Here is a 24426-nt window from a genome sequence, read left to right on the forward strand (position 1 = left end):
CGCTATAGTGCGCCCTTGCGATGGAAGGCCGCGAGCCCCACATCCCCCGCCACCGTCCAGCGAGCCTTTCCCTTGTCGAGCCCCAGCCACGTCGCCGATACCCCCATTACCGACCGCTCGCAGCTGGTGGAGGTGATCGCCTCCGGCGAGAAGCCCCGCGCGCAGTGGCGCATCGGCACCGAGCACGAGAAGTTCGGGTTCCGCCTGGATGACCTGCGCCCGCCGACCTTCGAAGGCGAGCGCGGCATCGAAGCGCTGCTCAACGGCCTGGTCCGCTTCGGCTGGGAGCCGGTGCAGGAGAACGGCAACACGATCGCCCTGCTGCGCGATGGCGCCTCGGTGACGCTGGAACCGGCCGGTCAGCTGGAACTGTCCGGCGCGGCGCTGGAGACCATCCACCAGACCTGCGTGGAGACCGGCACCCACCTCAACGAAGTGGCACAGGTGGCCGGCGAACTGCAGCTGGGTTTCCTCGGCATGGGCTTCCAGCCGAAGTGGAAGCGCGACGAGATGCCCTGGATGCCCAAGGGCCGCTACAAGATCATGCGTTCGTACATGCCCAAGGTCGGTTCGCTCGGCCTGGACATGATGACCCGCACCTGCACGGTACAGGTGAACCTGGACTACGCCACCGAAGCGGACATGGTGAAGAAGTTCCGCGTATCGCTGGCGCTGCAGCCGATCGCCACCGCGCTGTTCGCCGATTCGCCGTTCACCGAAGGCAAGCCCAACGGCTACCTGAGCTACCGCTCGCACATCTGGACCGACACCGACGCTGACCGCACCGGCATGCTCGACTTCGTGTTCGAGGATGGCTTCGGTTACGAGCGCTATGTCGATTACCTGCTCGACGTGCCGATGTATTTCTCCTACCGCGATGGCATCTACCACGACGCCAGCGGGCAGAGCTTCCGCGATTTCATGCAGGCCAGGCTGCCGGTGCTGCCGGGCGCGCTGCCGACGCTGCGCGACTGGTCGGACCACATGACCACCGCGTTCCCGGAAGTGCGCCTGAAGAAGTACCTGGAAATGCGCGGCGCCGATGGTGGTCCGTGGAGCCGCCTGTGTGCGCTGCCGGCATTCTGGGTCGGCCTGCTGTACGACGACGCTGCGCTGGACGCTGCGTGGGACCTGGTGCGTGACTTCACCCTGGCCGAGCGCCATGCACTGCGCGACGGCGTGCCGAAGCATGCGATGAGCCTGCCGTTCCGCAATGGCACGGTGCGCGACCTGGCCCGCGAAGCCGTGAAGATTTCCGTCGAAGGCCTCAAGCGCCGCGCGGCGCGCAATGCCGACGGCCAGGACGAGAGCAAGTTCCTGGACGTGCTGCAGGAGATCGTCGAATCCGGGCTGACCCCGGCCGAGCGCAAGCTGGCGCTGTTCCATGGCCGCTGGCACGGCGACGTCGATCCGGTGTTCCGCGAATTCGCGTACTGAGTGGATTGCGGTAGTGCCGGCCGCTGGCCGGCAGCCAGGCGGGGGTGCCGGCCAGCGGCCGGCACTACCAGAAAAAAACCCCGGCATTGCCGGGGTTTTTCTTTTTCGCATCTGCCCTGGATCAGGCCGCGTCCTTCATCGTCGCCATGTCGATCACGAAGCGGTAGCGCACATCGTTCTTCGTCATGCGTTCCCAGGCTTCGTTGACGTTCTTGATGTCGATCATCTCCACATCGCTGACGATGCCGTGCTCGGCACAGAAGTCCATCATTTCCTGGGTTTCAGCCATGCCTCCAATCGCCGATCCGGTCAGGTGCTTGCGGCCGAAGATCACGCTGCCACCGGTCAACGGCGGGTCCAGTTCGGTCAGCACGCCGACCAGGCACATGGTGGCTTCACGCTTGAGCAGGCCCATGTACGGATTGGTGTCATGGCCAACAGGGATGGTGTTGAGCAGGAAGTCGAAGCTGCCCGCGTGCGCCTTCATCTGCGCGGCATCGCGCGAGACCAGCACCTCATCGGCGCCCAGGCGCTTGGCGTCGGCACCCTTTTCCGGCGTGGTGGTGATCATCACCACGTGCGCGCCGAGTGCCTTGGCGAACTTCACGCCCATGTGGCCGAGGCCACCGAGGCCGATCACGCCGACCTTCTGGCCCGGGCCGACCTTCCAGTGGCGCAGCGGCGACCAGGTGGTGATGCCGGCGCACAGCAGCGGCGCGGCGGCCTTCAGGTCGAGGGTGTCGGACACCTTCACCACGAAGCGCTGTTCGACCACCACGTGGTCGGAATAGCCGCCGTAGGTCGGCGCGCCGCTTTCGCGTTCACGGCCGTTGTAGGTCCAGGTCGCGCCCTCTGCGCAGTACTGCTCCAGGTCGTGCTCGCAGGCATCGCAGTGGCGGCAGGAGTCGACCATGCAGCCGACGCCGGCGTGGTCGCCGACCTTGAAGCGGGTGACGTTGCTGCCGACTTCGGTCACCCGGCCGATGATCTCGTGGCCCGGCACCATCGGGTAGATCGAGCCACCCCAGTCGTCGCGGGCCTGGTGCAGGTCGGAGTGGCAGATGCCGCTGTAGAGAATCTCGATGCGCACATCGTCCGGGCCGACCGCGCGGCGTTCGAACTCGAAGGGCACCAGCGGGTCGGTATGGGAGTGGGCGGCGTAACCACGGGCGAGGGACATGGGGAATCCTTGGCAGGGTTTGTCGAAAGGCGTTTTACAATACGCCCCGTACCCAGCCGCAAGAAGCACGGATATCGGCATGATTCATCAAGTGAAACTGCACAATCATGGCCACTGACAATCTCACCCACCTGGCCGCGTTCGCGGCGGTCGCCCGTCACCGCAGCTTCCGCCGTGCCGGCGCCGAGCTGGCGCTGTCGACCTCGGCGGTGAGCTATGCCATCCGCGCGCTGGAGGAACGGTTGGGCGTGGGCCTGTTCCATCGCACCACCCGCAGCGTGGCCCTGACCGAGGCCGGGCAGCGCCTGCTGGAACGCCTGCAGCCCGCGCTGGGCCAGGTGAATGACGCGCTGGAGGAGATGAACCAGTTCCGCGCCGCGCCGGCGGGCCTGCTGCGTATCAATGCTACCCGCGCCGCAGTGCCGACCCAGTTGGGGCCACGGCTGGCGCGCTTCCTGCACGCCCATCCCGACGTGCGGGTGGAGCTGACCGAGAACGATGGCCTGGTCGATATCGTTGCCGAAGGCTACGACGCCGGCGTGCGCCTGCACGAGTTCGTACCCGAGGACATGGTGGCGGTGCCGATGGGCCCACCGCTGCGTGGCTTGATTGTCGGCTCGCCGGACTACCTGCGGCGGCGCCCGGCGCCACAGCATCCGCGCGACCTGGCCACACACGAATGCATCCGCTTCCGCTTCGCCAGCGGGCATCTGTACAAGTGGCAGTTCGAGCGCGGTGGGCAGGCGCTGGAGATCGATGTACCGGGGCGGCTGACGCTGTGCGAGCAGGGCACCGTGGTCAGAGCGGTACTCGATGGCATCGGCCTGGCCTATGTGCTGGAAGACACCGCCCGCCCGTACATCGAATCCGGCCAGATGGTGGCAGTGCTGGAAGACTGGAGCGAACCGTTCGCCGGCTTCGCGCTGTACTACCCGAAGCAGCGGCAGATGCCCGGTGCGTTGCGCGCGTTCGTGGACATGCTGCGCGAGTGAGTTACTGCAGGAGTGCCGACCAACGGTCGGCACCCACCGTGGAAGGCCAGTGCCGACCAACGGTCGGCACCCACCGGGCAAGGCCATTGCCGACCAACGAATCGGGACCGGCCGGTAGATCCACGCCACGCGTGGATGGAACAACCTTACGGCGCCTGCAACACCGGCGCCAACAACGCCACGCAGTCGCGCAGGTGCACGTCCACCGGCGCATCCTCGGCCACCACACCGATCACGCGTTCGCGCAGCGGCTCGGCCACGGCCATCGCCAGCAGCAATCGCGCCATGCGAACAGGATCTCCCTCGCGCAGCAGCCCACGCTGTTGCTGGCGCGCCAGCCAGTCGGCCAGCAGCGCACGGCCGCGTTCGATGCCGTTGTCCAGATAGGCCTGCAGCAGCGCGTCCTTGCCGGGAAAGTCGGTGGCCAGCAGGCGGAATACCTGCACCGCCTGCGCCGACAGCGCCTGCGCGCACACCGCGTGCAGGATGTCCTGCAGCAACGGCACGACCTCTTGGGCATTGCGCGCATCGCGCTGCAGTTGTGGCGCGAAGCCGTCGGTCCACTCACGCACCGCCAACCCAACCAGTTCCTCGCGGTTGCTGGCGTGGCGGTAGACGGTCTTCTTCGCCACCCCGGCGTGCGCCGCCACCGCTTCGATGGTGGTGGCCTCGTAGCCCTGCGCCAGCAGCAGTTCCAGCGTGGCCTGCAGCACGGCGTGGCGGACTTCGGCTTCCGGCCGCGCAGGGCGGCCGCGGCGGCGGGTCGGTGATGTGGGCTCGGGCACGGTGGTGCTGTTCATTGCGCCCATCTTACCGCATCCGGACAATTGCGAAACGAATATCGTTTCCGTATTGTCGGGACTCCCAACACCGCAGGAGACCCCGATGGATACCGCTGTGAACGCCCGCGCCTGGCTGGACCACCACGATCTGCTCGACCCGGCGCCGATGCATCTGGAGACCGGCATCCAGCGCCGCGAAGACGGCACCCTGCTGGTGGCGGTGCGCACCGATCTGCACGGCTGCAAGGGCCGCATGCTCGACTGGTGGTTCACCTTCTTCGAGACCACCCAGCACATCCGCTGGTGGCATCCGGTCGATCATGTCGAGCATCGCGGCTGGGACGCGGCCTGGCAGCGCGGGCGCAGCTACCACGGCGCCAGCATCCATGCGGTGGAATCGCTGGCCGACATTCCGCCGGTGGCGGCGCGCCTGAAGTTCCATGACCCGCGCACGTTGCTGGTGCCCGAGCGCCTGCAGGCGGCACAGGATGCAGGCGATGTATCGGCGGTGATCGCCGCGCGCATCGGCTTCGGCGACCAGGTCCGCCTGGATGCAAACGCTGACCCCTGCGACGGGCAGATGCTGCACGTCGCACGCGATACGCCGTTTGGCTGTGTGCTGCGCAGCCGCTTCGTGCTCGGCCTGGACAGCACCGATCCGCACCGCGATGCCGGCGATGCGGTCGGGCTGGGCCTGCTCAAGCACTGCTACACGGAGTTCAGTTTCCTCTCGCGCCTGCTGCCGTCGCTGTACTACGGTGAGCGCGCCAACGGCGAAGCGGTGCCGTTGCCGTGGTGAGCGGTGCAGCGGTCATTCGACCAGTGCGTCGTAGCCTTCGCCGCTGAACTGGATCAGGCAGAAGCCGTGGCCGAACGGATCGGCCAGCACGGCGATGTGCCCCCAGCGACGCTCGCGCACGGATTGCTCGAGCGTCGCTCCGGCTGCGACTGCACGTACCAGCGCGGCTTCGATGTCATCCACCACCCAATCCAGGTGCAGCGGCGTCCAATGGCGCTCGTAGTCGCGCACGTCGCCGTCTTCGGTGGCGGCGCTGCCGGCGTCGTTGTGCAGCAGGTAGAGCGGCGTTGGCCCACCGAGCAGCTCCACGGCGCCCGGGCCGAGACGGCGGCCGATGCGCAGGCCGAAGGCCCGGATGTAGAAGTCTTCGGCGGCGGCCAGGTCGGGCACGTCGAGGTTGACGATGAAGCTGTGGGCAGTGGGGTTCATGGCAGCGATGGGCGGCATCCGGTGGTCGCAGTCTAGTCCTGCCGCGTGCTGCGGCCGGTTCATCTCCTGCGCGGATTCGGGCAAGCTGGGCGGTCTCCATCGACAAGGACATCCATGAGCGCGCTATCCGGCATCGAGCAGGCCACCGGCCAGTCCTTCCCGCCCCTGTTCAAGCAGCTGCATGCAGCGGATCGGTTGAGTTGGGGTGCCCCACATCCGGAATGGTCCGAGGTGGTATTCCCGACGCTGCAGGCGGATCCGCCGGTGCTGCTGTATGCCCAGGACTATGAGCCGTTGGAACACGATGAACTGCTCGAGGCGTGGCAGGAGCTGACCGCGGAGGATCATTACAATCCCCTGCGCACTGACCTGCAGTTGCTGCCCTTTGCGCGGACCGGCGGCGGCGACAGCTACTGCTTCTGGAGCAACGCGCCCGGCTTTGCCGAGCCCCCCGTCGTGCTGGCGTGGCATGACGATGATCGTGCCGATGTGCTGGCCGCCAGCTATCAGGATTTCCTGTTCCGCAAGATGGTCGAAGCCGTTGCTGACTACCAGGGGCCGTACACGCTGCTGTCGCACGGCGAGCTGGCCAGCAACCTGCGGCGCTGGCTGCAGAGCCACCAGCCGTTCCTGCGCGATGACCAGTACGCAGCCCTGCAGCGGCTGTTCGCCCGCGTTGACGATATCGCTGAAGGAAACATCAGCGACGAGGATGCACAGGCCATCGTCGCTGAGGTGATCGGCTTCGAGCGGTTGGACGAGTCGTTCGCCTACGTGCGCGAGGACGCCTGAAGGCCGGGGTCGGATCCGCGCGCAGCGTGGCTCTGACGCCTTGTGCGCCGAACAGGGGTCAGAGCCCTTTCCGTTGGAAAGGGCTCCGACCCCGTGGGGGATCAGCCCGCGGCCGGGTAGTCGAGGTAGCCTGCTTCGCCGCCACCGTAATAGGTGCTGCGGTCGGGCGTGGCCAACGCGATGTTGCGCTGCAGGCGTTCGACCAGATCCGGGTTGGCGATGAACGGCTGGCCGAACGCGGCCAGGTCGATGGTGCCCGCTTCGACCAGCTGCAGGGCGCGTTCGCGGGTCATGCCACCTGCCAGGATGACGGTGCCACCGTAGGCCTGCCTGAACTGCCGCAGAAACGCCTCGCCCAGCACCGACCGGCCCGCCTGCAGGTTGTCGTTGAGGTGCACGTAGGCCAGCCCACGCTTGCCCAGTTCCTCGGCCAGGTACAGATAGGTGGCTTCGTTGTCGGGGTAGAACGGCATGTCGAAGGTGAGGTTGTTCGGTGCCAGGCGCACGCCGATGCGATGCGCACCGATACGCTGCGCCATCGCATCGACGGTTTCCAGGATCAAGCGCGCACGATTGGGCAGCGAGCCGCCGTAGCGATCATCACGCTGGTTGATGAGCGGGTTGAGGAACTGCTCGAACAGGTAACCGTTGGCGGCATGCAGTTCGATGCCGTCGAAGCCGGCCGCAATGGCGTTGTCTGCCCCGCGCACGAAGTCGTCGACGATACCGGGGATCTCCGCAGTCTCCAGTGCACGTGCCGGAGTGGGATCGGCGTGGCCGCGGCTGCCATCGTCCAGGTACACGAACGAGGTGTTCTTCGGTGCGCTGGCCACCGGGCGGGTACCGGCGCTGACCGGTTGCCCACCGCCGGGCTGCAGCGAGGAATGCGACATGCGGCCGACGTGCCAGAGCTGGGCGAAGATCGTGCCCTGTGCGGCATGCACCGCCTCGGTGACACGCTTCCACCCGGCCACCTGCTCGGCCGACCAGATGCCCGGCACGTCGATGTAGCCCTGGCCCTGCGGCGAGACAGGCGTGCCTTCGCTGATGATCAGGCCGGCGCTGGCGCGCTGCCGGTAGTACTGCGCGGTGAGTTCGTTGGCGACCGCTCCGGGGTTGCGGGCACGGGTCATCGGCGCCATCGCGATGCGGTTGCGCAGGGAAGTGCCTGCAAGGTCGAAGGGGCGGAACAGGGCGGCGGTCATGTCGGTCATCTCGGTGCGGGGGAAGGCGCCAGCGGCGCGATGCACACAGGATGGAGTTGACATGCGGGCGCATAAAGCGCTTCGATCTCCCTGGGTGCGGGACTATTTGTCCCCAATGGAGCGCGATAGATGCTGCCGCTGGAATCGTTGAATGGCCTGGTCACGTTCGTCACCACGGCCCGCTCAGGCAGCTTCACCGAGGCCGCCGACGCGCTGGGCATCTCGCGCTCGGCGGTGGGCAAGGCCATCGCCCGGCTGGAAGCGCGGCTGGGGGTGCGCCTGTTCCACCGCACCACGCGGCGCATCGCGCTGACCACCGATGGCGAGGCGTACTACGCATCGTGCGCGGCGGCGCTGGAAGAAATCTCCGCCGCCGAGGCCTGCCTGGGTTCGGCCGGCCTGCCCAGCGGGCGGCTGCGCATCGACATGCCATCCTCGTTCGGGCGCCTGGTGGTGCTGCCGGTGCTGTTGCGGCTGTGCCGGCAGTACCCGGACCTGCAGTTGACGATGACCTTCACCGATCATTTCGTCGATCCCATCGAGGAAGGCATCGACCTGCTGATCCGCTTCGGCGGGCTGCACCAGGCCGAGCATCTGGTGGCGCGGCGGCTGGGGCGCCAGCGACTGGTCACCTGCGCATCGCCGGAGTACCTGCAGGCGCACGGCGTGCCGCGCACGGTGGAGGAACTGGCGCGGCACCGCAGCATTGTTGGCTTCCGCCACGGGCAACCGGTGTGGTGGCGGATCGGTAGCGAGGAGGACGAAGGGACATTCATCCCGAATGCGCCGTATCAACTCAATGACGGCGACGCGGTGATCGAGGCGGCCATCGCCGGGCTTGGTATCTGCCAGATGCCGGTTTCACTGGTACGGCGCCACCTGGATTCCGGCGCGTTGCGGTCGGTGCTGGATGCGCACATGCAACGGCACATCGATATCCACGCGCTGTGGCCACCGACGCGCCACCTGCGGCCGAAGGTGCGCTACGTGGTGGATGAGCTGACCCGGTTGGCGGGTGAGGGATTGTTTGACTGAGCCGGCCGGGATTGAGTCCGTGGCTCCGGTTTGTATACTATCCCCCAGTATAGTTCCGAGGTGGCCCGCCATGCCGCACTCCCCCGAAGAGAAGAAAAAGGTCCTGGCCCGCGTGCGCCGCATCCGCGGCCAGTGCGATGCGCTGGACCGCGCGCTGGAAGCCGGCGCCGACTGCGGGCCGGTGCTGCAGCAGATCGCCGCCATCCGTGGCGCGGTCAACGGCCTGATGTCCGAGGTGATGGAGGCTCATCTGCGCGAGGAGTTCGGGCAACCCGCAGCCTCCGATGAACAACGCGCCGAACGCGTGCGCGACATGAGCGCGTTGATCCGCTCGTACCTGAAATAAACGATGGCGCAACATGGCGCCGCCCATCCTGTCATTGCCTGTCTCTGGAGAGTCCACCCATGAAATCCCGTGCCGCCGTCGCCTTTGGTCCCGGCCAGCCGCTGCAGATCGTCGAGATCGACGTCGCCCCGCCGAAGGCAGGCGAGGTGCTGGTGAAGATCACCCATACCGGTGTCTGCCACACCGATGCGTTCACCCTGTCCGGCGATGACCCGGAAGGCCTGTTCCCGGTGGTGCTGGGCCATGAAGGTGCCGGCATCGTGGTGGAGGTCGGCGAGGGCGTGACCAGCGTCAAGCCCGGCGACCACGTGATTCCGCTGTACACCGCCGAGTGCGGCGAGTGCCTGTTCTGCAAGAGCGGCAAGACCAACCTGTGCGTGGCCGTGCGCGCCACCCAGGGCAAGGGTGTGATGCCCGATGGCACCAGCCGCTTCAGCTACAACGGTGAGCCGCTGTACCACTACATGGGGTGCTCGACCTTCAGCGAGTACACCGTCGTTGCCGAAGTCTCGCTGGCGAAGATCAACCCGGACGCCAACCCGGAACATGTCTGCCTGCTCGGCTGCGGCGTCACCACCGGCATCGGCGCGGTACACAACACCGCCAAGGTGCAGGAAGGCGACAGCGTGGCCGTGTTCGGCCTCGGTGGCATCGGCCTGGCGGTGATCCAGGGTGCGCGCCAGGCCAAGGCCGGCCGCATCATCGCGGTGGACACCAACCCGTCCAAGTTCGAGCTGGCGCGCGAATTCGGTGCCACCGACTGCATCAATCCGAAGGATTTCGACAAGCCGATCCAGCAGGTCATCGTTGAAATGACCACCTGGGGCGTGGACCACAGCTTCGAGTGCATCGGCAACGTCAACGTGATGCGCGCGGCGCTGGAATGCGCGCACCGTGGCTGGGGCCAGAGCGTGGTGATCGGCGTGGCCGGTTCGGGCCAGGAGATCTCCACCCGTCCGTTCCAGCTGGTGACCGGGCGCAAGTGGATGGGCACCGCCTTCGGCGGCGTGAAGGGCCGCAGCCAGCTGCCGGGCATGGTCGAGGATGCGATGAAGGGCGATATCGAACTGGCCCCGTTCGTCACCCACACCATGGACCTGGACAAGATCAACGACGCCTTCGACCTGATGCATGAAGGCAAGTCGATCCGTTCGGTGGTCCACTACTGAGCCGCGTCATGGGCTGGTTCGATGCCCTGCGCCGGCCGCGTGCGGAAGACCCGCGCGCGGCCCTGGTGGCGCCGATCGAGCAGGCGTTGCGTGCGCTGGGCTGGGTCGACGGCGAGGTGGGACCACCGCGTGCGGTGACTTCGGCCTTCGGCAGTGACGATGGCATGCCGTTCGAGCAGTGGCTTGCGCAGGTATTCCTGCCGCGCCTCTACGAGGCCCGCGCCGACGGCCAGTGGCCACCGCGCAGCGACGTGGCGGTGGCGGCGTATCGCAACCTTGACGGCCAGCCTGGCGTCGAATCGTTGCTGCGCCTGCTGGCACAGCTGGATGAACGGATCAACCAAGGCATCCACGCCGGGCGTGGATAAGCCGACCAAGGTCGGCATCTACCGGAAGCACGCGTGCGCTGACGCGCCGCGCAGGAGAGCACCATGGAACGCATTGAACACCGCGCCTGTTTTGGCGGCTGGCAGGACGTCTACCGCCATCATTCGACCACGCTGGGCTGCGACATGCAGTTCGCCGTGTACCTGCCACCGCAGGTGGAAACACAGAAGCTGCCGGTGCTGTACTGGCTGAGCGGCCTGACCTGCACCGAGCAGAACTTCATCACCAAGGCCGGCGCGCAGCGTTATGCGACCGAGCACGGTGTGATCATCGTCGCGCCCGACACCAGCCCGCGCGGTGATGACGTAGCCGATGCCGAGGGCTACGACCTGGGCAAGGGGGCAGGGTTCTACCTCAATGCCACCCGCGCACCGTGGGCGAAGCACTACCGCATGCATGACTACGTGGCGCAGGAGCTGCCGGCGCTGATCGAGGCGAACTTCGCGGTGACCAACGCGCGCGCGATCAGTGGCCATTCGATGGGCGGCCATGGCGCGCTGGTGATCGCGCTGCGCAACCCCAGGCGCTATCGCAGCGTGTCGGCGTTTTCGCCGATCGTCGCGCCCAGCCACGTGCCGTGGGGGCAGAAGGCCTTCCATGCCTATCTGGGCGACAACCCGGCCGACTGGGCGCAATGGGATGCCTGCGAGCTGATCGCTATGGCTGACGAGCGCCTGCCGCTGCTGGTCGACCAGGGCGAGGCGGACGAGTTCCTGCAGACCCAGTTGCAGCCGCAGCGCCTGCAGCAGGCCTGCGATGCCGCCGGCCATCCGCTGACCCTGCGCCTGCAGCCCGGCTACGACCACAGCTACTACTTCATCGCCAGCTTCATCGGCGAGCACATCGCCCACCACGCCCGCGCCCTGCACGGCTGAGGGCTTTCCGGTAGCGCCGGCCGCTGGCTGGCAACCTGCAGCCCTGTGATTCATTGGGTTTGCCGGCCAGCGGCCGGCACTACCATCGCGGTGCACTCGGAGTGTCGTTTTGCCGCAGTGGATCACGCCGCTGTGGCGTGCCGGCGCGCTATCGTGCGCGTAGACGGCCTTGCGGATCGGGGGGATGCATGCCGGTAGTGCTGGCGCTGCTGTATGTGCTGTGCCATGGCCTGGTGCTGGCCCTGTGGCCTGGCCCCGCCGGGGTAGGCTCCTTCGTTTTCCTGACCGGCGCACCGCTGCTGGCCGCCGCCGCGTGCCTGGTGCGGGCGCAACGTGACCGCGCCGCTCTGGGCTGGCGTTCTACCGCGATGGCACTGCTGCTGTGGGCCGGCGGCATGACGTTCAACATGGTGGATGCGCTGGGTGCCGGCCGGGCTGACTTCACCCCACGCGTCAGCCTGTTGTTGTACGTGCTGTATGGCGTGCCCCTGGTGTTCATCCTGGCGCGGGCACGCCGCGAGCGCCTGAGCATCAGCCTGATCGACGCGGCGATGGCGGCGCTGCTGGGTGTGCTGTTCTTCGTGCACACCGCATCGTTCGCCGCCCGTGTCGAGGTCGACGCCCATGCGATGTCCAACATGCAACGCATGTTCGATATCCAGAACCTGTGTATCGCCGCGTTCGCCGTGGTGCGATGGCTGGCCGGCGACGTGCCCGAACGGCGCAGGTTCTTCCGCGCACTGGCGCTGTACGCACTGACCTATCTGCTGGTGGCCTATTACATCAACCACTACACCTTCGATGATGCATTCGGTGCGTTCAACGATCTGCTGATTGACGTACCTTTCCTGCTGATCGCCTGCCTGGCGCTGGACGCGGCGCCGGACACAGGCACCACGGCACACCCGCGGCTGGCGAGGACGGTGCAGGCCGCCGGTCCGATCATCCTGCCATTGCTGCTGCTGGTGGTCGGCACGCTGGTGGTCGATCATGCGCGGCCGTTGGCCGTTGCCGGCTTCGTCGTAGCCACCCTTGGCTTCGGCCTGCGCAGCGTCCTGCTGCAGACCGATCTTCTGGAACGCCAGGCAGCACTGGATCAACTGGCGCGGCAGGATGGCCTGACCGGCGTGGCCAACCGCCGCGAGTTCGACGCACGGCTGACGTCCGAGTGGAATCGCGCACGGCGCAGCGGCACCGAGCTGGGCCTGCTGCTGGTGGATATCGACCACTTCAAGGCCTTCAACGACCAGCACGGCCATCCGGCCGGTGATCGTTGCCTGCAGGCGGTGGCCGGGGTGCTGAAGGCCATAGCCGGTCGCGGTGGTGACAGCGTTGCGCGTTATGGCGGTGAAGAGTTCGCCGTCATCGTGCCCGGAAGCCCGTTGTCGGGCGTGCTGGCGCTGGCCGAGCGGCTGCGCGAAGCGGTCGAAGCGCTGCCATTGCCGGAAGGCCCGGTCAGCATCAGCGTCGGCGTGGGTTACCTGCATCCGCCGGCTCTGGCCAGTGCCGATCAGTTGCTGGCAGACGCCGATGCCGGCCTGTATGCCGCCAAGCGGGCTGGCCGCAACCAGGTGATCCTGCATGCGCACGTGCTGGATGACGAGGGCAGCACGCACGGAACGATGGACTGCTGAGCAGCTCTCTGCATGCGATCACACGGGGGGCGCGACGGCTTATCGCTGCCGCAGCCAGCCGGTCGGATCGAGCAGCCTCAGCCCGACCGGTGACAGCGAGCGCTGCCGCAACGGCAGGTTTGCCGCCTGCACGGCCATCGCACAGCGCGCCAGCTGCTGGCGCAACGGTGCCAGCGTGTCGTCTTCGCGGGGCCGGGCATGCCGCCATTGTGCGATGCGCAGCAGGCAGACCAGCAGGTCCAGCTCGCTGGCGGCAATGAAGGGAGAGCCGGCCGGCAGCAGATCGATCGGAGCGGCGGGGGTGGCCAGCAGGGGCAGCAGGCCGATGAAGGCGTCGCATCCCTTCTGGCCAAGCCCGAGTCCGCTCAGCTGGGCAAGGCCATTGGCCTGCAGATCGGGGTCGCGCAACTGCCGTATCGCGCCCAGCAGCGCCTGTTCGCCGCGGCCGAACTGTCGACCGAAGGCGCGGTAGTTGACCCGCGCGGGAAACAACGGGGAACGGGAGGCCATGGTGGCTAGGGCTGTGGGTCGCGGGTTTCCACCAGCACCGGACAGGGCGCGTGGTCGATGGTCCATTGCCCGATCGAGGGTTCGAACAGGCGTTCCAGCCGGGACAGGTGGCGGTGGCCGATGACGATCAGGTCGCACTTCAGGCGCCGGGCCTGCTCGCTGATCACTTCGCCCGGGTCGCCGGAGGGCATCTGCGCGATGGCGTCGACGCCGCGTTCGCGCAGCTCGGCCAGGGCTTCGGCCAGCACCGCTTCGGCCCGCGAGCGTTGGCGGGCGGCTTCCGGGTACTCGATGCGGTCGGCTTCGCTGGCATCGGCCGCCAGCGCGAATTCGGGGTCGAGCACGCACAGCAGGTGCAGGCGGCTGTGGGGGCCGGCGATGGCGGCGGCCAGGTCCAGCACGCGCGCGTGCTGGGGGCCACCATCCAGGGCGACCAGCAGGGTATTGAACATGGATGTCTCCTTGGCAGGCCGGGGATGGTCGCCGATGTCACCGCGCGCACCCATGCCGTGCGCGTCAGTCAATGAATGCGTCGAACGCAATCCACCGTGGTTGCAAGTGCCGTAAAGTCATCTGATTTACTGGAGACTGTCATGCCCCTGCCGGACCTGAACCTGTTGCTGGCACTGGACGTGCTGATTGACGAATGCAGCGTGGCCGCCGCCGCGCGCCGGATGAACCTGAGCGCGCCGGCGATGAGCCGTACCCTGGGCCGGATCCGCACCGCGCTGGGCGACCCGGTGCTGGTGCGTGCCGGCCGCGGTCTGGCGCCCACGCCCCGCGCCCTGCAGCTGCGCGAGCAGGTCCGCGATGTGATCGAGCAGGCCCACCGCGTCTTCAACGCCGGTCGTGAAGTGGACATGCGCGTGCTCGAACGAACCTTCAGCGTGCGTGCCAATGATGTGTTCGTCGGGGGGTTCGGCGGACGCCTGCGCGAGCTGTTCCGCCAGCAGGCGCCGCGCGCAGTGCTGCGCTTCGTGCCCGAAGGCGATACCGACGACGATGCGATGGCGCAGGGCCGGATCGACCTGTACATCAGCACGGCCGGCAAGCATGCGCCCGATACCAAGGTGCAGAACCTGTTCAGTACCTCGTTCATGGGCGCCGCGCGCGAAGATCATCCGTTGTTCGATGAGGAGATCAGCGCCGAGCGTTTTGCCGCCTGCGACCACATCGCGGTGTCGCGCCGCGGCCTGCCGCGAGGTCCGATCGATGATGATCTGGCCGCGCTGGGCCTGCAGCGGCGGGTGGCGCTGATCAGCCCGACCTTCCACGGCGCGATCTTCGCGGCGGCCGAATCGGACCTGATCCTGCCGCAGATGCCGAGCGTGATGCTGGAGCGGATCGTCAGCATGCGCCTGCCGCTGCGCCTGTTCCCGCTGCCGATCCCGGTGCGGACCGCCGCCATCGTGCAGGCCTGGCATCCACGCCTGGACAACGACGCCGCCCACCAGTGGCTGCGGCGCTCGATCAAGACCATGTGCGAAAGCGCAGGGGAGGCCCCGCGCTGACATCTGCATGCGTGCGCCTGGCGCACGCCTGGGATGCGGGTTGCGCCATTTTTCGCAGGGTACCGGCTCCCTAGACTGCGCTCCCCGGAGTTTCACTGAGCGCATTCCAATGACCCCCAACATGCCGTGCACTGCACGGATAGGTGCCCGGCGATGAGTACGCCGGCCGCCGCTGTCCCGGCCGCCGCAGCGCCCCGTCCTGCCGCCGCCCCCGGGCTCGATCGCCGCATTCTGGTCGGCCTGTGTGGCGTGCTGCTGGCGGTGCTGGTGTCGGGCTTCAACGAGAACATCACCAAGGTCGCCCTGGCCGACATCCGTGGGGCGATGGGTTTCAGCGTCGACGACGGCAGCTGGATCGTCGCCCTCTACAGCGCGATGTCGGTCAGCGCGATGGCCTTCGCACCGTGGTGTGCCGCCACCTTCTCGCTGCGCCGCTTCGCATTGGCGATGATCGGTGGCTTCATGGTGCTGGGCGTGCTGTGCCCGCTTGCCCCGAACCTGCAGGTGTTCCTGCTGCTGCGCGCGCTGCAGGGTCTGTGCGGTGGCGCGCTGCCGCCGCTGCTGATGAGCGTGGCGCTGCGCTTCCTGCCCCCGGGCATCAAGCTGTACGGCCTGGCCGGCTACGCACTGACGGCGACGTTCGGCCCGAGCATGGGCACGCCGCTGGCCGCGTTCTGGGTCGAGCAGGTGGGCTGGCACTGGGCGTTCTGGCAGATCGTGCCGTACTGCCTGGCCGCCATGGCGATGGTCGGCTGGGGCCTGCCTCAGGACCCGCTGCGGCTGGAACGCTTCGCCCAGTTCGATGGCGTCGGCCTGCTGCTGGGCCTGCCGGCGCTGGTGCTGCTGGTGCTGGGCCTGGTGCAGGGCCCGCGGCTGAACTGGTTCGACTCGCCGATGATCACGCTGATGATCGGTGGCGGTGCCGGCCTGATGGTGCTGTTCATGATCAATGAATGGTTCCACCCCTTGCCGTTCTTCAAGCTGCAGCTGCTGGCCAACCGCAATCTCAGCTACTCGCTGGTGACGCTGGGCGGCGTGCTGTTCGTGCTGCTGGCAGTGATCTCGATCCCGTCCGGGTTCCTGGCCAGCGTGCAGGGCTACCGGCCGCTGCAGACCGCACCGATGCTGCTGTGGGTGGCGCTGCCGCAGGTGATCGCGCTGCCGCTGGTGGCGGCGCTGCTGAACATCCGCGCGGTGGACTGCCGCTGGGTGCAGGCCACGGGCCTGGCGATGCTGGCGCTGGCCTGCTGGCTGGGCTCGCACCTGGACGTGGCCTGGATCCGCGACAACTTCCTGTGGGTGCAGCTGCTGCAGGTGTTCGCGCAACCGATGGCGGTGCTGCCGCTGCTGATGCTGGCCACCGGCGGCCTGGCGCCGCAGGACGGCCCGTTCGCCTCGGCCTGGTTCAACACGGTCAAGGGCTTCGCTGCCGTGCTCGCCGGTGGCGTGCTGGATGCCGTCGCCCAGGGCCGCCGTCATTTCCATTCCACCGTGCTGGTCGACCGCCTTGGCGAGCAACCGTGGCTGGCCGATGGCCCGCAGCTGGGCGCGCGCCTGCATGCACAGGTGCAGGCGCTGACTTCGGCCGACCTGTACTGGGTGGTCGCACTGGTGGCGCTGGCCTTCATTCCCCTCATTGCCTGGATGCCCACCCGCATCCATCCGCCACGTGCCGTGGCCTGAACCTTTCGCAGGAACCCCCTCATGACGATCAATCGAACCACCCTCAACACCGGCCTGGGCCTGGGCGTGCTGGCCCTGGCCGTCGGCGCGTGGCTGCTGCTGCGCGATGGCGGCCACCAGACCACCAACAATGCGTACGTGGTGGCCGACTACACCCTGGTAGCGCCGAAGATTCCCGGCTTCGTCAGTGCCGTGGAAGTCGAGGACAACCAGTCGGTGAAGGCCGGTGATGTGCTGGCCCGCATCGACGACCGCGACTACCAGGTCGCCCTGCAGGCGGCCCGTGCCGACCTCGCCAATGCCCGTGCACAGCTGGCCAATGCGCAGGCCGCACTGGCCCAGCAGGACTCGTTGATCGCGCAGGCCAGGGCCAGTGTCGATGTCAGCCGTTCCGAACTGACCCTGGCCAGTGCCGACCAGCAGCGTTACCGCGAACTGGCCCGTGACGGCGCCGGTACCGTGCAGAACGCGCAGCAGGCGCAGTCGAAGCAGGCCGTGGCCAGTGCGCATCTGCAGCAGGGCCAGGCCGCGCTGTCGACCGCACGCCAGCGCACCGACATCCTGACGGCCGGTGTGCAGGCCGCGCAGGCTGCCGTGCAACGCGCGGAAGCGGCGCAGGCACGCGCCGAACTGGATCTGTCGCACACCGTGCTGCGCGCACCGATCGATGGCATGGTCGGTCGCCGCGCGGTGCGCGTAGGTGCCTACCTGACGCCAGGTACGCCGGTGGCTGCGGTGGTGCCGCTGAAGCGCGCCTTCGTGGTCGCCAACTTCCAGGAAACGCAGATGACCCGCATGCAGGCCGGCCAGCAGGTCGAACTGAAGGTGGACGTATTCCCGGGCAAGCCGCTGCGCGGGCACATCGACAGCATCGCGCCGGCCACCGGCGTCACCTTCGCCGCCGTCGCACCGGAGAACGCCACCGGCAACTTCACCAAGGTGGTGCAGCGCATTCCGGTGAAGATCGTGCTGGAACCGGGCCAGCCGCTGCTGGACCAGCTGCGTGCCGGCATGTCGGTGGAAGCCCGCGTTGACCTGGGCAGCCGCGCACGCGCGCAGAGCGTGCAGCACAGTCCGGGCCATGCGGCCGGGGAGGGCGCATGAGCGCAGTCATCGTGTTCCGCACCTTCGTTGCGGCCAGCCTGTGCACAGCCCTGGCTGCCTGCACGATGGGGCCGGACTTCGTACGCCCGCAGGCGGAACTGCCCAGCCACTGGCAGGGTGAGGCCGTCGCCGGTAATGCCATCGACCAGGACGCGGCCTGGTGGGCCGGTTTCGACGATCCGCTGCTGGGGCAGCTGGCCAACCAGGTGCTGGCGGCCAACCTGGACCTGCAGCTGGCCGCCAACCGCGTGCAGCAGAGCCGTGCCGCACGCGGCATCACCGCCGCCGATCGCCTGCCCAGCGTCAGCGCGAGCGCCAGTGGCGTGCGTGCACGCAACAGCGAGGTGGGCCTGAATGATCCGTCCGGCAACGGCGGCCGTGATGACTACGAGCTGTTCCAGGCCGGCATCGGCCTGAGCTGGGAGCTGGACCTGTGGGGCCGCGTGCGGCGGCAGGTGGAAGCGGCCGACGCGCGCGTGCAGATGGCCGAGGAGGATGCACATGCAGTGCGCATCGCGCTGCTGGCGGAAACCGCGCGTGATTACCTGCAGCTGCGCGCGACGCGGCAGCTGCTGGCGATCACCGAGGACAACCTCAGCATCGCCCACGACATCAAACGCCTGACCGAAGCACGCCAACGCCAGGGTGTGGCCAGCACGCTGCAGGTGTCCAGCGCGGCCGCGCAGGTGGCATCGCTGCAGGCACGCATCGCGCCGTTGCGGCATCGCGAATCGCAGCTGCGCAATGCGCTGGCGTTCCTGCTGGCGCAGCCGCCGCAGGCGCTGGACGCGCAGCTGCAGGATGCACGCCGTGACTGGCCGGCGTTGCCGGCCGTAGCGGTGGGGCTGCCCAGTGAACTGGCCGAGCGTCGCCCTGACATCCGTCGTGCCGAAGCGGCACTGCATGCGGCAACGGCAGGCATCGGCGTGGCCAAGGCCAGTTTCCTGCCGCGCATCACCTTGAATGGCGACGCCGGCTTCCAGGCCAAGCAGCTCGATGATCTGGATGGCTGGAACGCGCACCGTTTCAGCATCGGTCCGTCGATCAGCCTGCCGATCTTCCAGGGCGGACGGCTGAAGGCCAATCTCGCGCTGAGCAGGCTGCAGCAGCAACAGTCGGCCCTGCAGTTCCGCCGTACCGTGCTGCAGGCATGGCACGAAGTGGATGACGCCATGGATGGCTACAGTGCCGAGCAGCAGCGCACGGTGCAGCTGCACGTGGCAGTGGATGAGAGCGAGACGGCACTGGGGGCGGCGCGCCGGCAGTACCAGGCCGGCGTGGTCGACATGCTGGACGTGCTGACCACCCAGCGCATCGCACTGGACAACCAGGCCGCGCTGGCCAACAGCCAGGCCACCGCCGCGATCGCGCGTGTGGAGCTGTACCGCGCGCTGGGCGGCGGCTGGTAACGATATGGAAACGCCGGGCCATGCCCGGCGCCTCTACCAGCGCACGGCTTTGGCTGGCGGCTGGTAGGGAATCGTCGGGGTAGTGCCGGCCGCTGGCCGGCACCTTCGTGGCTGTTGCGGTTGCCGGCCAGCGGCCGGCACTACCAGATCCAGGCCTCAACGCACGTCGCGCAGTTCCCAGTGGTGGCCGGCCAGCAGGCGCAGGCGCTGCTTGAACACGTCACTATCGATGCGGGTGGTGGCGACCAGGTTGATGCGCAGGTCCTTCTGCTCGCCGGTCACGGTGGCGTCCGGATCGGTCACGCCCCACTGCGGTTCCACCGCGTCCGGGTCGGGCTGCTTGGCCTTCCAGCGCTCGAACAGCGTGCCGCTGCGCAGGGCATCCTGCAGCTCTTCGGCGAAACCGGCGGCGCCCTGCGAATGGAAGGACAGGTCAGGGTCGTTGCCGCGGGCCTTGGACGGGTCGGGCAGGCTGATGTGGTACTGCGCAGGCATGGAGTTCTCCTTGAAGTGCGGCAAGACTGGCACAACCGCAGTGGAATCGATGTGCAGATTCCGGCCGTGGCCAGCGCTCATTCGAACCGATGCGGCCCATCGGCGAAGCCTACGGTGACCGCGCCCTTGCCGACGTTGACCATGCCGGTCAGGCTCATCACCGATTCGTACACGGTCACGCCATGGGTGGCGCAGACCTCTTTCAGCTGTGCGTAGCCGGGCAGGGAACGCAGCTCGTCCAGTTCTCCGCCGTAGCTGACGCACACCGTCGGCGTCATCAGTCCGGCACGTACGCGCTGGCCGACCACCGCGAACAGCTTCTGCACGGCATTGTCGAATCCCTTGATCTTGGCCACCGGCCCGGTCTCGCCGCGGTAGCCATGCAGCACCGGCTTGATGTCCAGCGCGCTGCCCAGTGCGGCGCTGAGCAGGCCGACACTGCGGTCACCCTTGTGCCTTGCGCGCGCACGCATGTAGTACAGGTCACGGGTGACCATGTAGCCGTGCACGTTGCCGGCCAGTTCCTCCAGCCGCTCGCGGATCTGCTGCACGCTGGCGTTGCTCTCGCGCAGGCGCACGGCTTCCACCGCCGTAACCGCCTGCGCGGCGAACAGGTTCTGGGTATCGAGCACGCGCAGCGCGAACGGTGAGTTGTAGCCTGCCGCCTGGCGCACCGGCTTGTAGTCGTTGAGGATGGCGAAGCTGGCCTGCAGCGCGTTGTCATGGATCGGGCTGCGGGTCTTGGTGATGGTCATGCAGAACACGTGGTCGTAATCGATCACCAGCTGCTGCAGGAACAGGTCGCGGATCTGGTTGACACTGAAGGGAATGGTTTCCGCCTCGGCGCCGTGTTCGGCCACGTGCGCGTGCAGGAAGCTCAGGGTGGCCTGCTCATCGCGGTGATCGGCCAGCACGGCTTCGCCGATGCGGACGGTGATCGGCAGCAGCACGATGTTGTGCTCGGCAATGAAGTCCTGCGGCAGGTCGCAGGCCGAGTCGACGACGATTCCGATGCGCATCCGCGGCTCCCCCTCCAGGGCGGTTGTAGGTTCGGAAACGTGAAATCTATCTCAAAACCAGAGCCCGCGCCCGAGGGAAAGGCGCCACCCCTGTTCAGCGATCGCGCTGTACCGCCACCGGCAGGCTGTCCAGGCGTTGCCATTCGGGCTGCTGCAGCAGGGCAGGATCGGCCAGCACGGCCGCCATCAGCGGATGGGCGTCGTTGCCCCAGAACAGTTCCTGGTCGATGGCCAGGGTCGGGACCCCGAACACCCCGGCGCCGATTGCGGCCTCGGTGTTGCGCCGCAACTGTTCCTTGACCGCCGGGGCGGCGATGGCGCTGGCGACATCCTCGATGCCCAGCTGCGCACCCGGTTCGCGCAGGGCTTCGGCGCTGTCACCGGCATGGCCGTCGCGCCAGATCCAGTCGAACAGCACGTCCACCGCCTGTGCGCTGGCTCCGGCGGCCAGGCACAGGCGCAGCGCCGACAACGGATTGAACGGATGGCCGGGCGGGAAGCGCATCGGCGTGCCCTCGGCCTGCGCGGTCCATTGCAGCTGGCGGTACATGAAACGGCGCTTGGCCGGGATCTCGGCCGGCCCGAGATTGCCCAGGTGATGCAGCACCGCGCCGAAGGCGATCGGCACGGTCTGGATCTGCGCGAACTGCGGCAACTGTTTCAGCTTCTGCCAGTGCAGGTAGGAGTAGGGCGAGACGAAGTCGAAGTACCAGCGCAGGGTGGCCATGGTGGTGTCCTTCAATGCGGTCAGGGCTGCGCATTGCGCTGCAGGTAGCGATCACGCAGGTCGGTCTGGCGCGAGCGCATCGGCATCGCACGCCCGCCCAGCCAGACCTGTTCGGCATAGTGCGCCACGTCCAGCGGGTCGCCTTCCCACAGCACCAGGTCGGCGCGCTTGCCGGGCTCGATGCTGCCGATCTGGTCGGCCACGCCGAACGCCTGTGCGGGTACCCGGGTCAGCCCGGCCAGACCGTCAGCCCAGGGCAGGCCGTTGGCCACTGCATTGCCAGCCAGCTGGCGCATCTTGCGCGCATTGTGGGTGGCGTCGCCGCGCTGCACGAACGACACCGGCACGCCTGCACGCTGCAGGCGCGCGGCGTTTTCCAGGGTGGCACCGATCTGGTCGAAGCTGGCTGGCAGGTTGGCCAGCACGTCGACGAATACCGGCACGTGCGCAGCGGCCAGCTCCGGCGCGACCTGCCAGGCTTCGCTGGCACCGGCAATGGCGATCTTCACCTTCTCGCGTGTGGCCCAGCGCAGCAGCTGGCGGATGTCCGAGGCACGATCCACCTCCACCACGATGCGGCCCTGGCCGGCCAGGTAGCGACTGAGTGTGCGGCGCCCGGCCGGGGTCAGCAGCGCGTGCGGCGAGTCTGCAGCCACCTGGCCGCGTGCTTCGTCGACCATCTGTTGCAGCAGCATCCATTGCGCGGCGCGCGAATGCCCGGTCAGTTCGGAGGCGGCCGCGCCGATGCGCAGGAACAGGGCACGCGGGCCGATCGGGTCGGTGCTGCCGTCCAGCCGCATTACGCCGCCCTGGCCGGCCACGAAACCACCACCAGTGGCTGCCCCCAATGCAGTGAAGCCGATGCCTTCCAGGCGCGTGACCGGAATCAGCACCGAGGCCGGGTTGTAGGCGAGGGTGACGTCGAATTCCGGGCGCAGCGGCTGCTCGCCGAGCTTCAACGAACTGTCCACCGTGCTCGATTCACCCGAGACCTCTTCGATGCCGGTTTCGGTGATGCCACCGAACAGGGCCGGGGTCAGCGGTCTGCCACTGGCTTCGACCACGGTCGCCCCGGCCGGCGCGGACAGGCCGGGGCCGACCGCGCGGATGATGCCACCCTGGACCAGCACATCGGCGTTGTGCAGGCTGCCGCGTGCGCTGGCCGTGTGCACCGTTGCGTTGCGCACCAGCAGGTCCTGTGCCTGTGCGGATGCGGAGATGCAGGCCAGCACCATGACAGTAGCGCCGAACCATGCTCGGCTGCCCTTCGCGGCAGACTGCGTCAACTGCTTGAGCACCATCATCAACGCACCTCCTGGCCGAGCTGGAAATCAGAACGCGGCGTCGCTGCCGGTGCACTGCGGTCGTACAACCTGCGGCCATCAATGAAGACCTGCTCGGCCAGCGCATACGAACTGAAGGGGTTGCCGTTCCAGACCACCACGTCGGCCATCTTGCCGGCCTCCAGGGTGCCGGTCTGGCCTTCAATGCCCAGCGCCTTGGCGGCGTTGGCGGTCATCCAGGTGATGGCGTGTTCGGGCGTGATCTCCGGCATGCGCGCGCGGCGCGCGGACGCCATCACCTTGGCTGCTTCCTGGTTCAGGCGCTGGATGCCCTCGGGTGAATCGGAGTGGACGATGGCGCAGCTGTTCTTCGGCCGGTCGACCAGCGCGATGTTCTCCGGAATGCCGTCGAAGGCTTCCATCTTGAAGCCCCACCAGTCGGCCCACAGCGCACCGCAGACGCCGTCGGCGGCCAGCCTGTCGGCCAGCTTGTAGGCCTCCACGCCGTGGTGGAAGGCGGCTACCTTGAAGCCGAATTCCTTGGCCAGATCGAGCATGGTAGCCATCTCGTCGGCGCGGTAGCAGTGGATGTGCACGCGGATGTCGCCTTCGATCGCGCCGGCCAGCGTGTCCAGCTTGAGATCGCGCTTGCCGCCGGCATCACCGGCGCTGTCGCCCTTGTCGCTGCCGAACCAGCTCTTGCGCTTTGCCGGCTTGGGCTTGTTCTTGGCGATGTAGTCGGCGGCATCGATGAAGGCGGCACGATAGCCGGCCACGTTGCCCATGCGCGTGGCCGGGGTCACGCCCTTGCCCTCGCCATAGACCCGCTTGGGGTTCTCGCCGCAGGCCATCTTCAGGCCCCACGGTGCGCCGGGGAACTTCATCGCCTGGTAGGTGATGGCCGGGACGTTCTTCAGGGTCACGCCGCGACCGCCGACCAGGTTGGCCGAGCCGGGCAGCACCTGCATGCTGGTCACGCCGCCGGCCAGCGCCGTGGCGAAGCCCGGGTCCTGCGGCCACACCGAGTGCTCGGCCCAGACATTGGCGGTGACCGGTGCGGTCATCTCGTTGCCGTCGCTGTGCGCACCGACACCGGGGCTGGGGTACACGCCCAGGTGCGAATGCACGTCGATCAGGCCGGGGGTGACCCACTTGCCCTGTGCATCAATGCGGGTGACGCCCGCATCGGCCTGCAGCTGGCGGCCGACGGCAACGATGCGGCCGTCGCGCAGCAGCACGTCGGCGTTGTCCAGGCGCTGGCCGGTACCGGTCAGCACCGTGGCGTTCTGGATCAGCACCGGCGCATCGGGATGCGCCTGGTAGGTGCTGGGGTAGGGATCGGCGACGAAGCGCGAGGCGCCCACCGCCGGAGCCGTGCTCAATGAAAGCAGCGCCAGGGCCACCCCGGCGCGCAACAACGTCGATGCCATGCAGTTCCCCTCGCCTGAAACATGAATCCACCGACGCTAGCCGGGGTCGATGCGGCTTGCCAAGTGACCTTGGACAGGGGAGTAGGGGTAGGAATTTTCTGATGGAGGATTTGTGAAGGAAATATTAACGTTGGATGAAGCGATGGGCTGATTACGTCTTGCGCTGACCTGTAGCACCAGCTCCCACACGTGC

At 67.7% G+C, this 24426-nt stretch carries 25 protein-coding genes; 14 read left to right on the forward strand and 11 right to left on the reverse strand.

Features of this window, described 5'->3' with window-relative positions; all coding sequences use genetic code 11:
- The first annotated feature begins 72 nt into the window (after window positions 1-72).
- On the forward strand, window positions 73-1437 hold the full coding sequence (locus AC5P5S_RS04330; protein WP_005414465.1) for a glutamate--cysteine ligase: 1365 nt from the start codon (window positions 73-75) through the stop codon (window positions 1435-1437).
- Between the two features lie 121 nt (window positions 1438-1558).
- On the opposite strand, the gene AC5P5S_RS04335 is transcribed toward AC5P5S_RS04330, so the two are convergent.
- A complete protein-coding gene (locus AC5P5S_RS04335) occupies window positions 1559-2617 on the reverse strand; it encodes an NAD(P)-dependent alcohol dehydrogenase (RefSeq protein ID WP_062605651.1) in 1059 nt (352 codons plus the stop codon).
- Between the two features lie 107 nt (window positions 2618-2724).
- On the opposite strand from AC5P5S_RS04335, the gene AC5P5S_RS04340 reads away from it, so the two are divergent.
- Complete coding sequence (locus AC5P5S_RS04340; RefSeq protein WP_005411016.1) at window positions 2725-3609, forward strand: LysR family transcriptional regulator; 885 nt, start codon at window positions 2725-2727, stop codon at window positions 3607-3609.
- A gap of 146 nt (window positions 3610-3755) precedes the next feature.
- Here AC5P5S_RS04340 and AC5P5S_RS04345 read toward each other — a convergent pair whose 3' ends face one another.
- Window positions 3756-4418, reverse strand: coding sequence for a TetR/AcrR family transcriptional regulator (locus tag AC5P5S_RS04345; protein WP_005411015.1), 663 nt, complete (start codon window positions 4416-4418; stop codon window positions 3756-3758).
- A gap of 76 nt (window positions 4419-4494) precedes the next feature.
- Here AC5P5S_RS04345 and AC5P5S_RS04350 point away from each other — a divergent pair, with 76 nt between their 5' ends.
- The gene (locus tag AC5P5S_RS04350) at window positions 4495-5190 is read left to right on the forward strand and encodes a DAPG hydrolase family protein (RefSeq protein WP_005411014.1); all 696 of its coding nucleotides are present in this window, start codon (window positions 4495-4497) and stop codon (window positions 5188-5190) included.
- A gap of 12 nt (window positions 5191-5202) precedes the next feature.
- Here the strand turns inward: AC5P5S_RS04350 and AC5P5S_RS04355 are convergent, their stop codons facing one another.
- Window positions 5203-5619 (reverse strand): VOC family protein, encoded by a 417-nt coding sequence (locus AC5P5S_RS04355; RefSeq protein ID WP_062605856.1) that lies wholly within the window; start codon window positions 5617-5619, stop codon window positions 5203-5205.
- 114 nt (window positions 5620-5733) lie between these two features.
- On the opposite strand from AC5P5S_RS04355, the gene AC5P5S_RS04360 reads away from it, so the two are divergent.
- Window positions 5734-6411 carry an SMI1/KNR4 family protein gene (locus AC5P5S_RS04360; protein ID WP_043034024.1) on the forward strand — a complete coding sequence of 226 codons (678 nt, stop codon included), beginning with the start codon at window positions 5734-5736 and terminating at the stop codon, window positions 6409-6411.
- Window positions 6412-6512: 101 nt separating this feature from the next.
- Here the strand turns inward: AC5P5S_RS04360 and AC5P5S_RS04365 are convergent, their stop codons facing one another.
- The gene (locus tag AC5P5S_RS04365) at window positions 6513-7616 is read right to left on the reverse strand and encodes an alkene reductase (protein ID WP_049433583.1); all 1104 of its coding nucleotides are present in this window, start codon (window positions 7614-7616) and stop codon (window positions 6513-6515) included.
- A gap of 129 nt (window positions 7617-7745) precedes the next feature.
- Here AC5P5S_RS04365 and AC5P5S_RS04370 point away from each other — a divergent pair, with 129 nt between their 5' ends.
- The 6 genes from AC5P5S_RS04370 to AC5P5S_RS04395 all read left to right on the forward strand — a co-directional run bounded on the left by AC5P5S_RS04370 (window position 7746) and on the right by AC5P5S_RS04395 (window position 13062).
- Window positions 7746-8651, forward strand: a complete 906-nt coding sequence (locus AC5P5S_RS04370) for a LysR family transcriptional regulator (protein WP_043034026.1) — start codon at window positions 7746-7748, stop codon at window positions 8649-8651.
- A gap of 70 nt (window positions 8652-8721) precedes the next feature.
- Entirely contained in the window at window positions 8722-8997 is a 276-nt protein-coding gene (gene frmR / locus AC5P5S_RS04375; protein WP_005411009.1) for a formaldehyde-responsive transcriptional repressor FrmR, read from the forward strand.
- A gap of 59 nt (window positions 8998-9056) precedes the next feature.
- Window positions 9057-10166, forward strand: a complete 1110-nt coding sequence (locus tag AC5P5S_RS04380) for an S-(hydroxymethyl)glutathione dehydrogenase/class III alcohol dehydrogenase (RefSeq protein WP_005411008.1) — start codon at window positions 9057-9059, stop codon at window positions 10164-10166.
- 8 nt (window positions 10167-10174) lie between these two features.
- Window positions 10175-10534, forward strand: coding sequence for a YqcC family protein (locus tag AC5P5S_RS04385; RefSeq protein ID WP_049450577.1), 360 nt, complete (start codon window positions 10175-10177; stop codon window positions 10532-10534).
- 63 nt (window positions 10535-10597) lie between these two features.
- A complete protein-coding gene (gene fghA, locus AC5P5S_RS04390) occupies window positions 10598-11428 on the forward strand; it encodes an S-formylglutathione hydrolase (protein ID WP_062605653.1) in 831 nt (276 codons plus the stop codon).
- Window positions 11429-11616: 188 nt separating this feature from the next.
- Entirely contained in the window at window positions 11617-13062 is a 1446-nt protein-coding gene (locus AC5P5S_RS04395) for a GGDEF domain-containing protein (protein ID WP_062605655.1), read from the forward strand.
- 39 nt (window positions 13063-13101) lie between these two features.
- Here AC5P5S_RS04395 and AC5P5S_RS04400 read toward each other — a convergent pair whose 3' ends face one another.
- Window positions 13102-13572: a hypothetical protein gene (locus tag AC5P5S_RS04400; protein WP_062605657.1), complete on the reverse strand. Its 471-nt coding sequence runs from the start codon at window positions 13570-13572 to the stop codon at window positions 13102-13104.
- Window positions 13573-13577: 5 nt separating this feature from the next.
- Window positions 13578-14024 (reverse strand): universal stress protein, encoded by a 447-nt coding sequence (locus AC5P5S_RS04405; protein WP_062605658.1) that lies wholly within the window; start codon window positions 14022-14024, stop codon window positions 13578-13580.
- A gap of 141 nt (window positions 14025-14165) precedes the next feature.
- On the opposite strand from AC5P5S_RS04405, the gene AC5P5S_RS04410 reads away from it, so the two are divergent.
- The 4 genes from AC5P5S_RS04410 to AC5P5S_RS04425 all read left to right on the forward strand — a co-directional run bounded on the left by AC5P5S_RS04410 (window position 14166) and on the right by AC5P5S_RS04425 (window position 19279).
- On the forward strand, window positions 14166-15083 hold the full coding sequence (locus tag AC5P5S_RS04410; protein WP_005411002.1) for a LysR family transcriptional regulator: 918 nt from the start codon (window positions 14166-14168) through the stop codon (window positions 15081-15083).
- 153 nt (window positions 15084-15236) lie between these two features.
- On the forward strand, window positions 15237-16766 hold the full coding sequence (locus tag AC5P5S_RS04415) for an MFS transporter (RefSeq protein WP_012481237.1): 1530 nt from the start codon (window positions 15237-15239) through the stop codon (window positions 16764-16766).
- Between the two features lie 21 nt (window positions 16767-16787).
- Window positions 16788-17870: an HlyD family secretion protein gene (locus tag AC5P5S_RS04420; RefSeq protein ID WP_062605660.1), complete on the forward strand. Its 1083-nt coding sequence runs from the start codon at window positions 16788-16790 to the stop codon at window positions 17868-17870.
- Window positions 17867-19279 (forward strand): efflux transporter outer membrane subunit, encoded by a 1413-nt coding sequence (locus AC5P5S_RS04425; protein ID WP_087802449.1) that lies wholly within the window; start codon window positions 17867-17869, stop codon window positions 19277-19279. The genes AC5P5S_RS04420 and AC5P5S_RS04425 overlap by 4 nt, the downstream gene beginning before the upstream one ends.
- A gap of 156 nt (window positions 19280-19435) precedes the next feature.
- Here the strand turns inward: AC5P5S_RS04425 and AC5P5S_RS04430 are convergent, their stop codons facing one another.
- The 5 genes from AC5P5S_RS04430 to AC5P5S_RS04450 all read right to left on the reverse strand — a co-directional run bounded on the left by AC5P5S_RS04430 (window position 19436) and on the right by AC5P5S_RS04450 (window position 24233).
- Window positions 19436-19774 (reverse strand): hypothetical protein, encoded by a 339-nt coding sequence (locus AC5P5S_RS04430; protein ID WP_006469105.1) that lies wholly within the window; start codon window positions 19772-19774, stop codon window positions 19436-19438.
- 77 nt (window positions 19775-19851) lie between these two features.
- Window positions 19852-20793, reverse strand: a complete 942-nt coding sequence (locus tag AC5P5S_RS04435; RefSeq protein ID WP_012481234.1) for a DegV family protein — start codon at window positions 20791-20793, stop codon at window positions 19852-19854.
- Window positions 20794-20887: 94 nt separating this feature from the next.
- Complete coding sequence (locus AC5P5S_RS04440; RefSeq protein WP_005414448.1) at window positions 20888-21520, reverse strand: 2-hydroxychromene-2-carboxylate isomerase; 633 nt, start codon at window positions 21518-21520, stop codon at window positions 20888-20890.
- A gap of 20 nt (window positions 21521-21540) precedes the next feature.
- Complete coding sequence (locus AC5P5S_RS04445) at window positions 21541-22824, reverse strand: amidohydrolase family protein (RefSeq protein WP_081113731.1); 1284 nt, start codon at window positions 22822-22824, stop codon at window positions 21541-21543.
- Window positions 22824-24233: an amidohydrolase gene (locus AC5P5S_RS04450; RefSeq protein WP_005410994.1), complete on the reverse strand. Its 1410-nt coding sequence runs from the start codon at window positions 24231-24233 to the stop codon at window positions 22824-22826. Before AC5P5S_RS04450 ends, AC5P5S_RS04445 begins: the two co-directional genes overlap by 1 nt.
- Window positions 24234-24426: the final 193 nt, after the last annotated feature.

Source organism: Stenotrophomonas sp. YJH_SMC_54 (assembly GCF_059368435.1).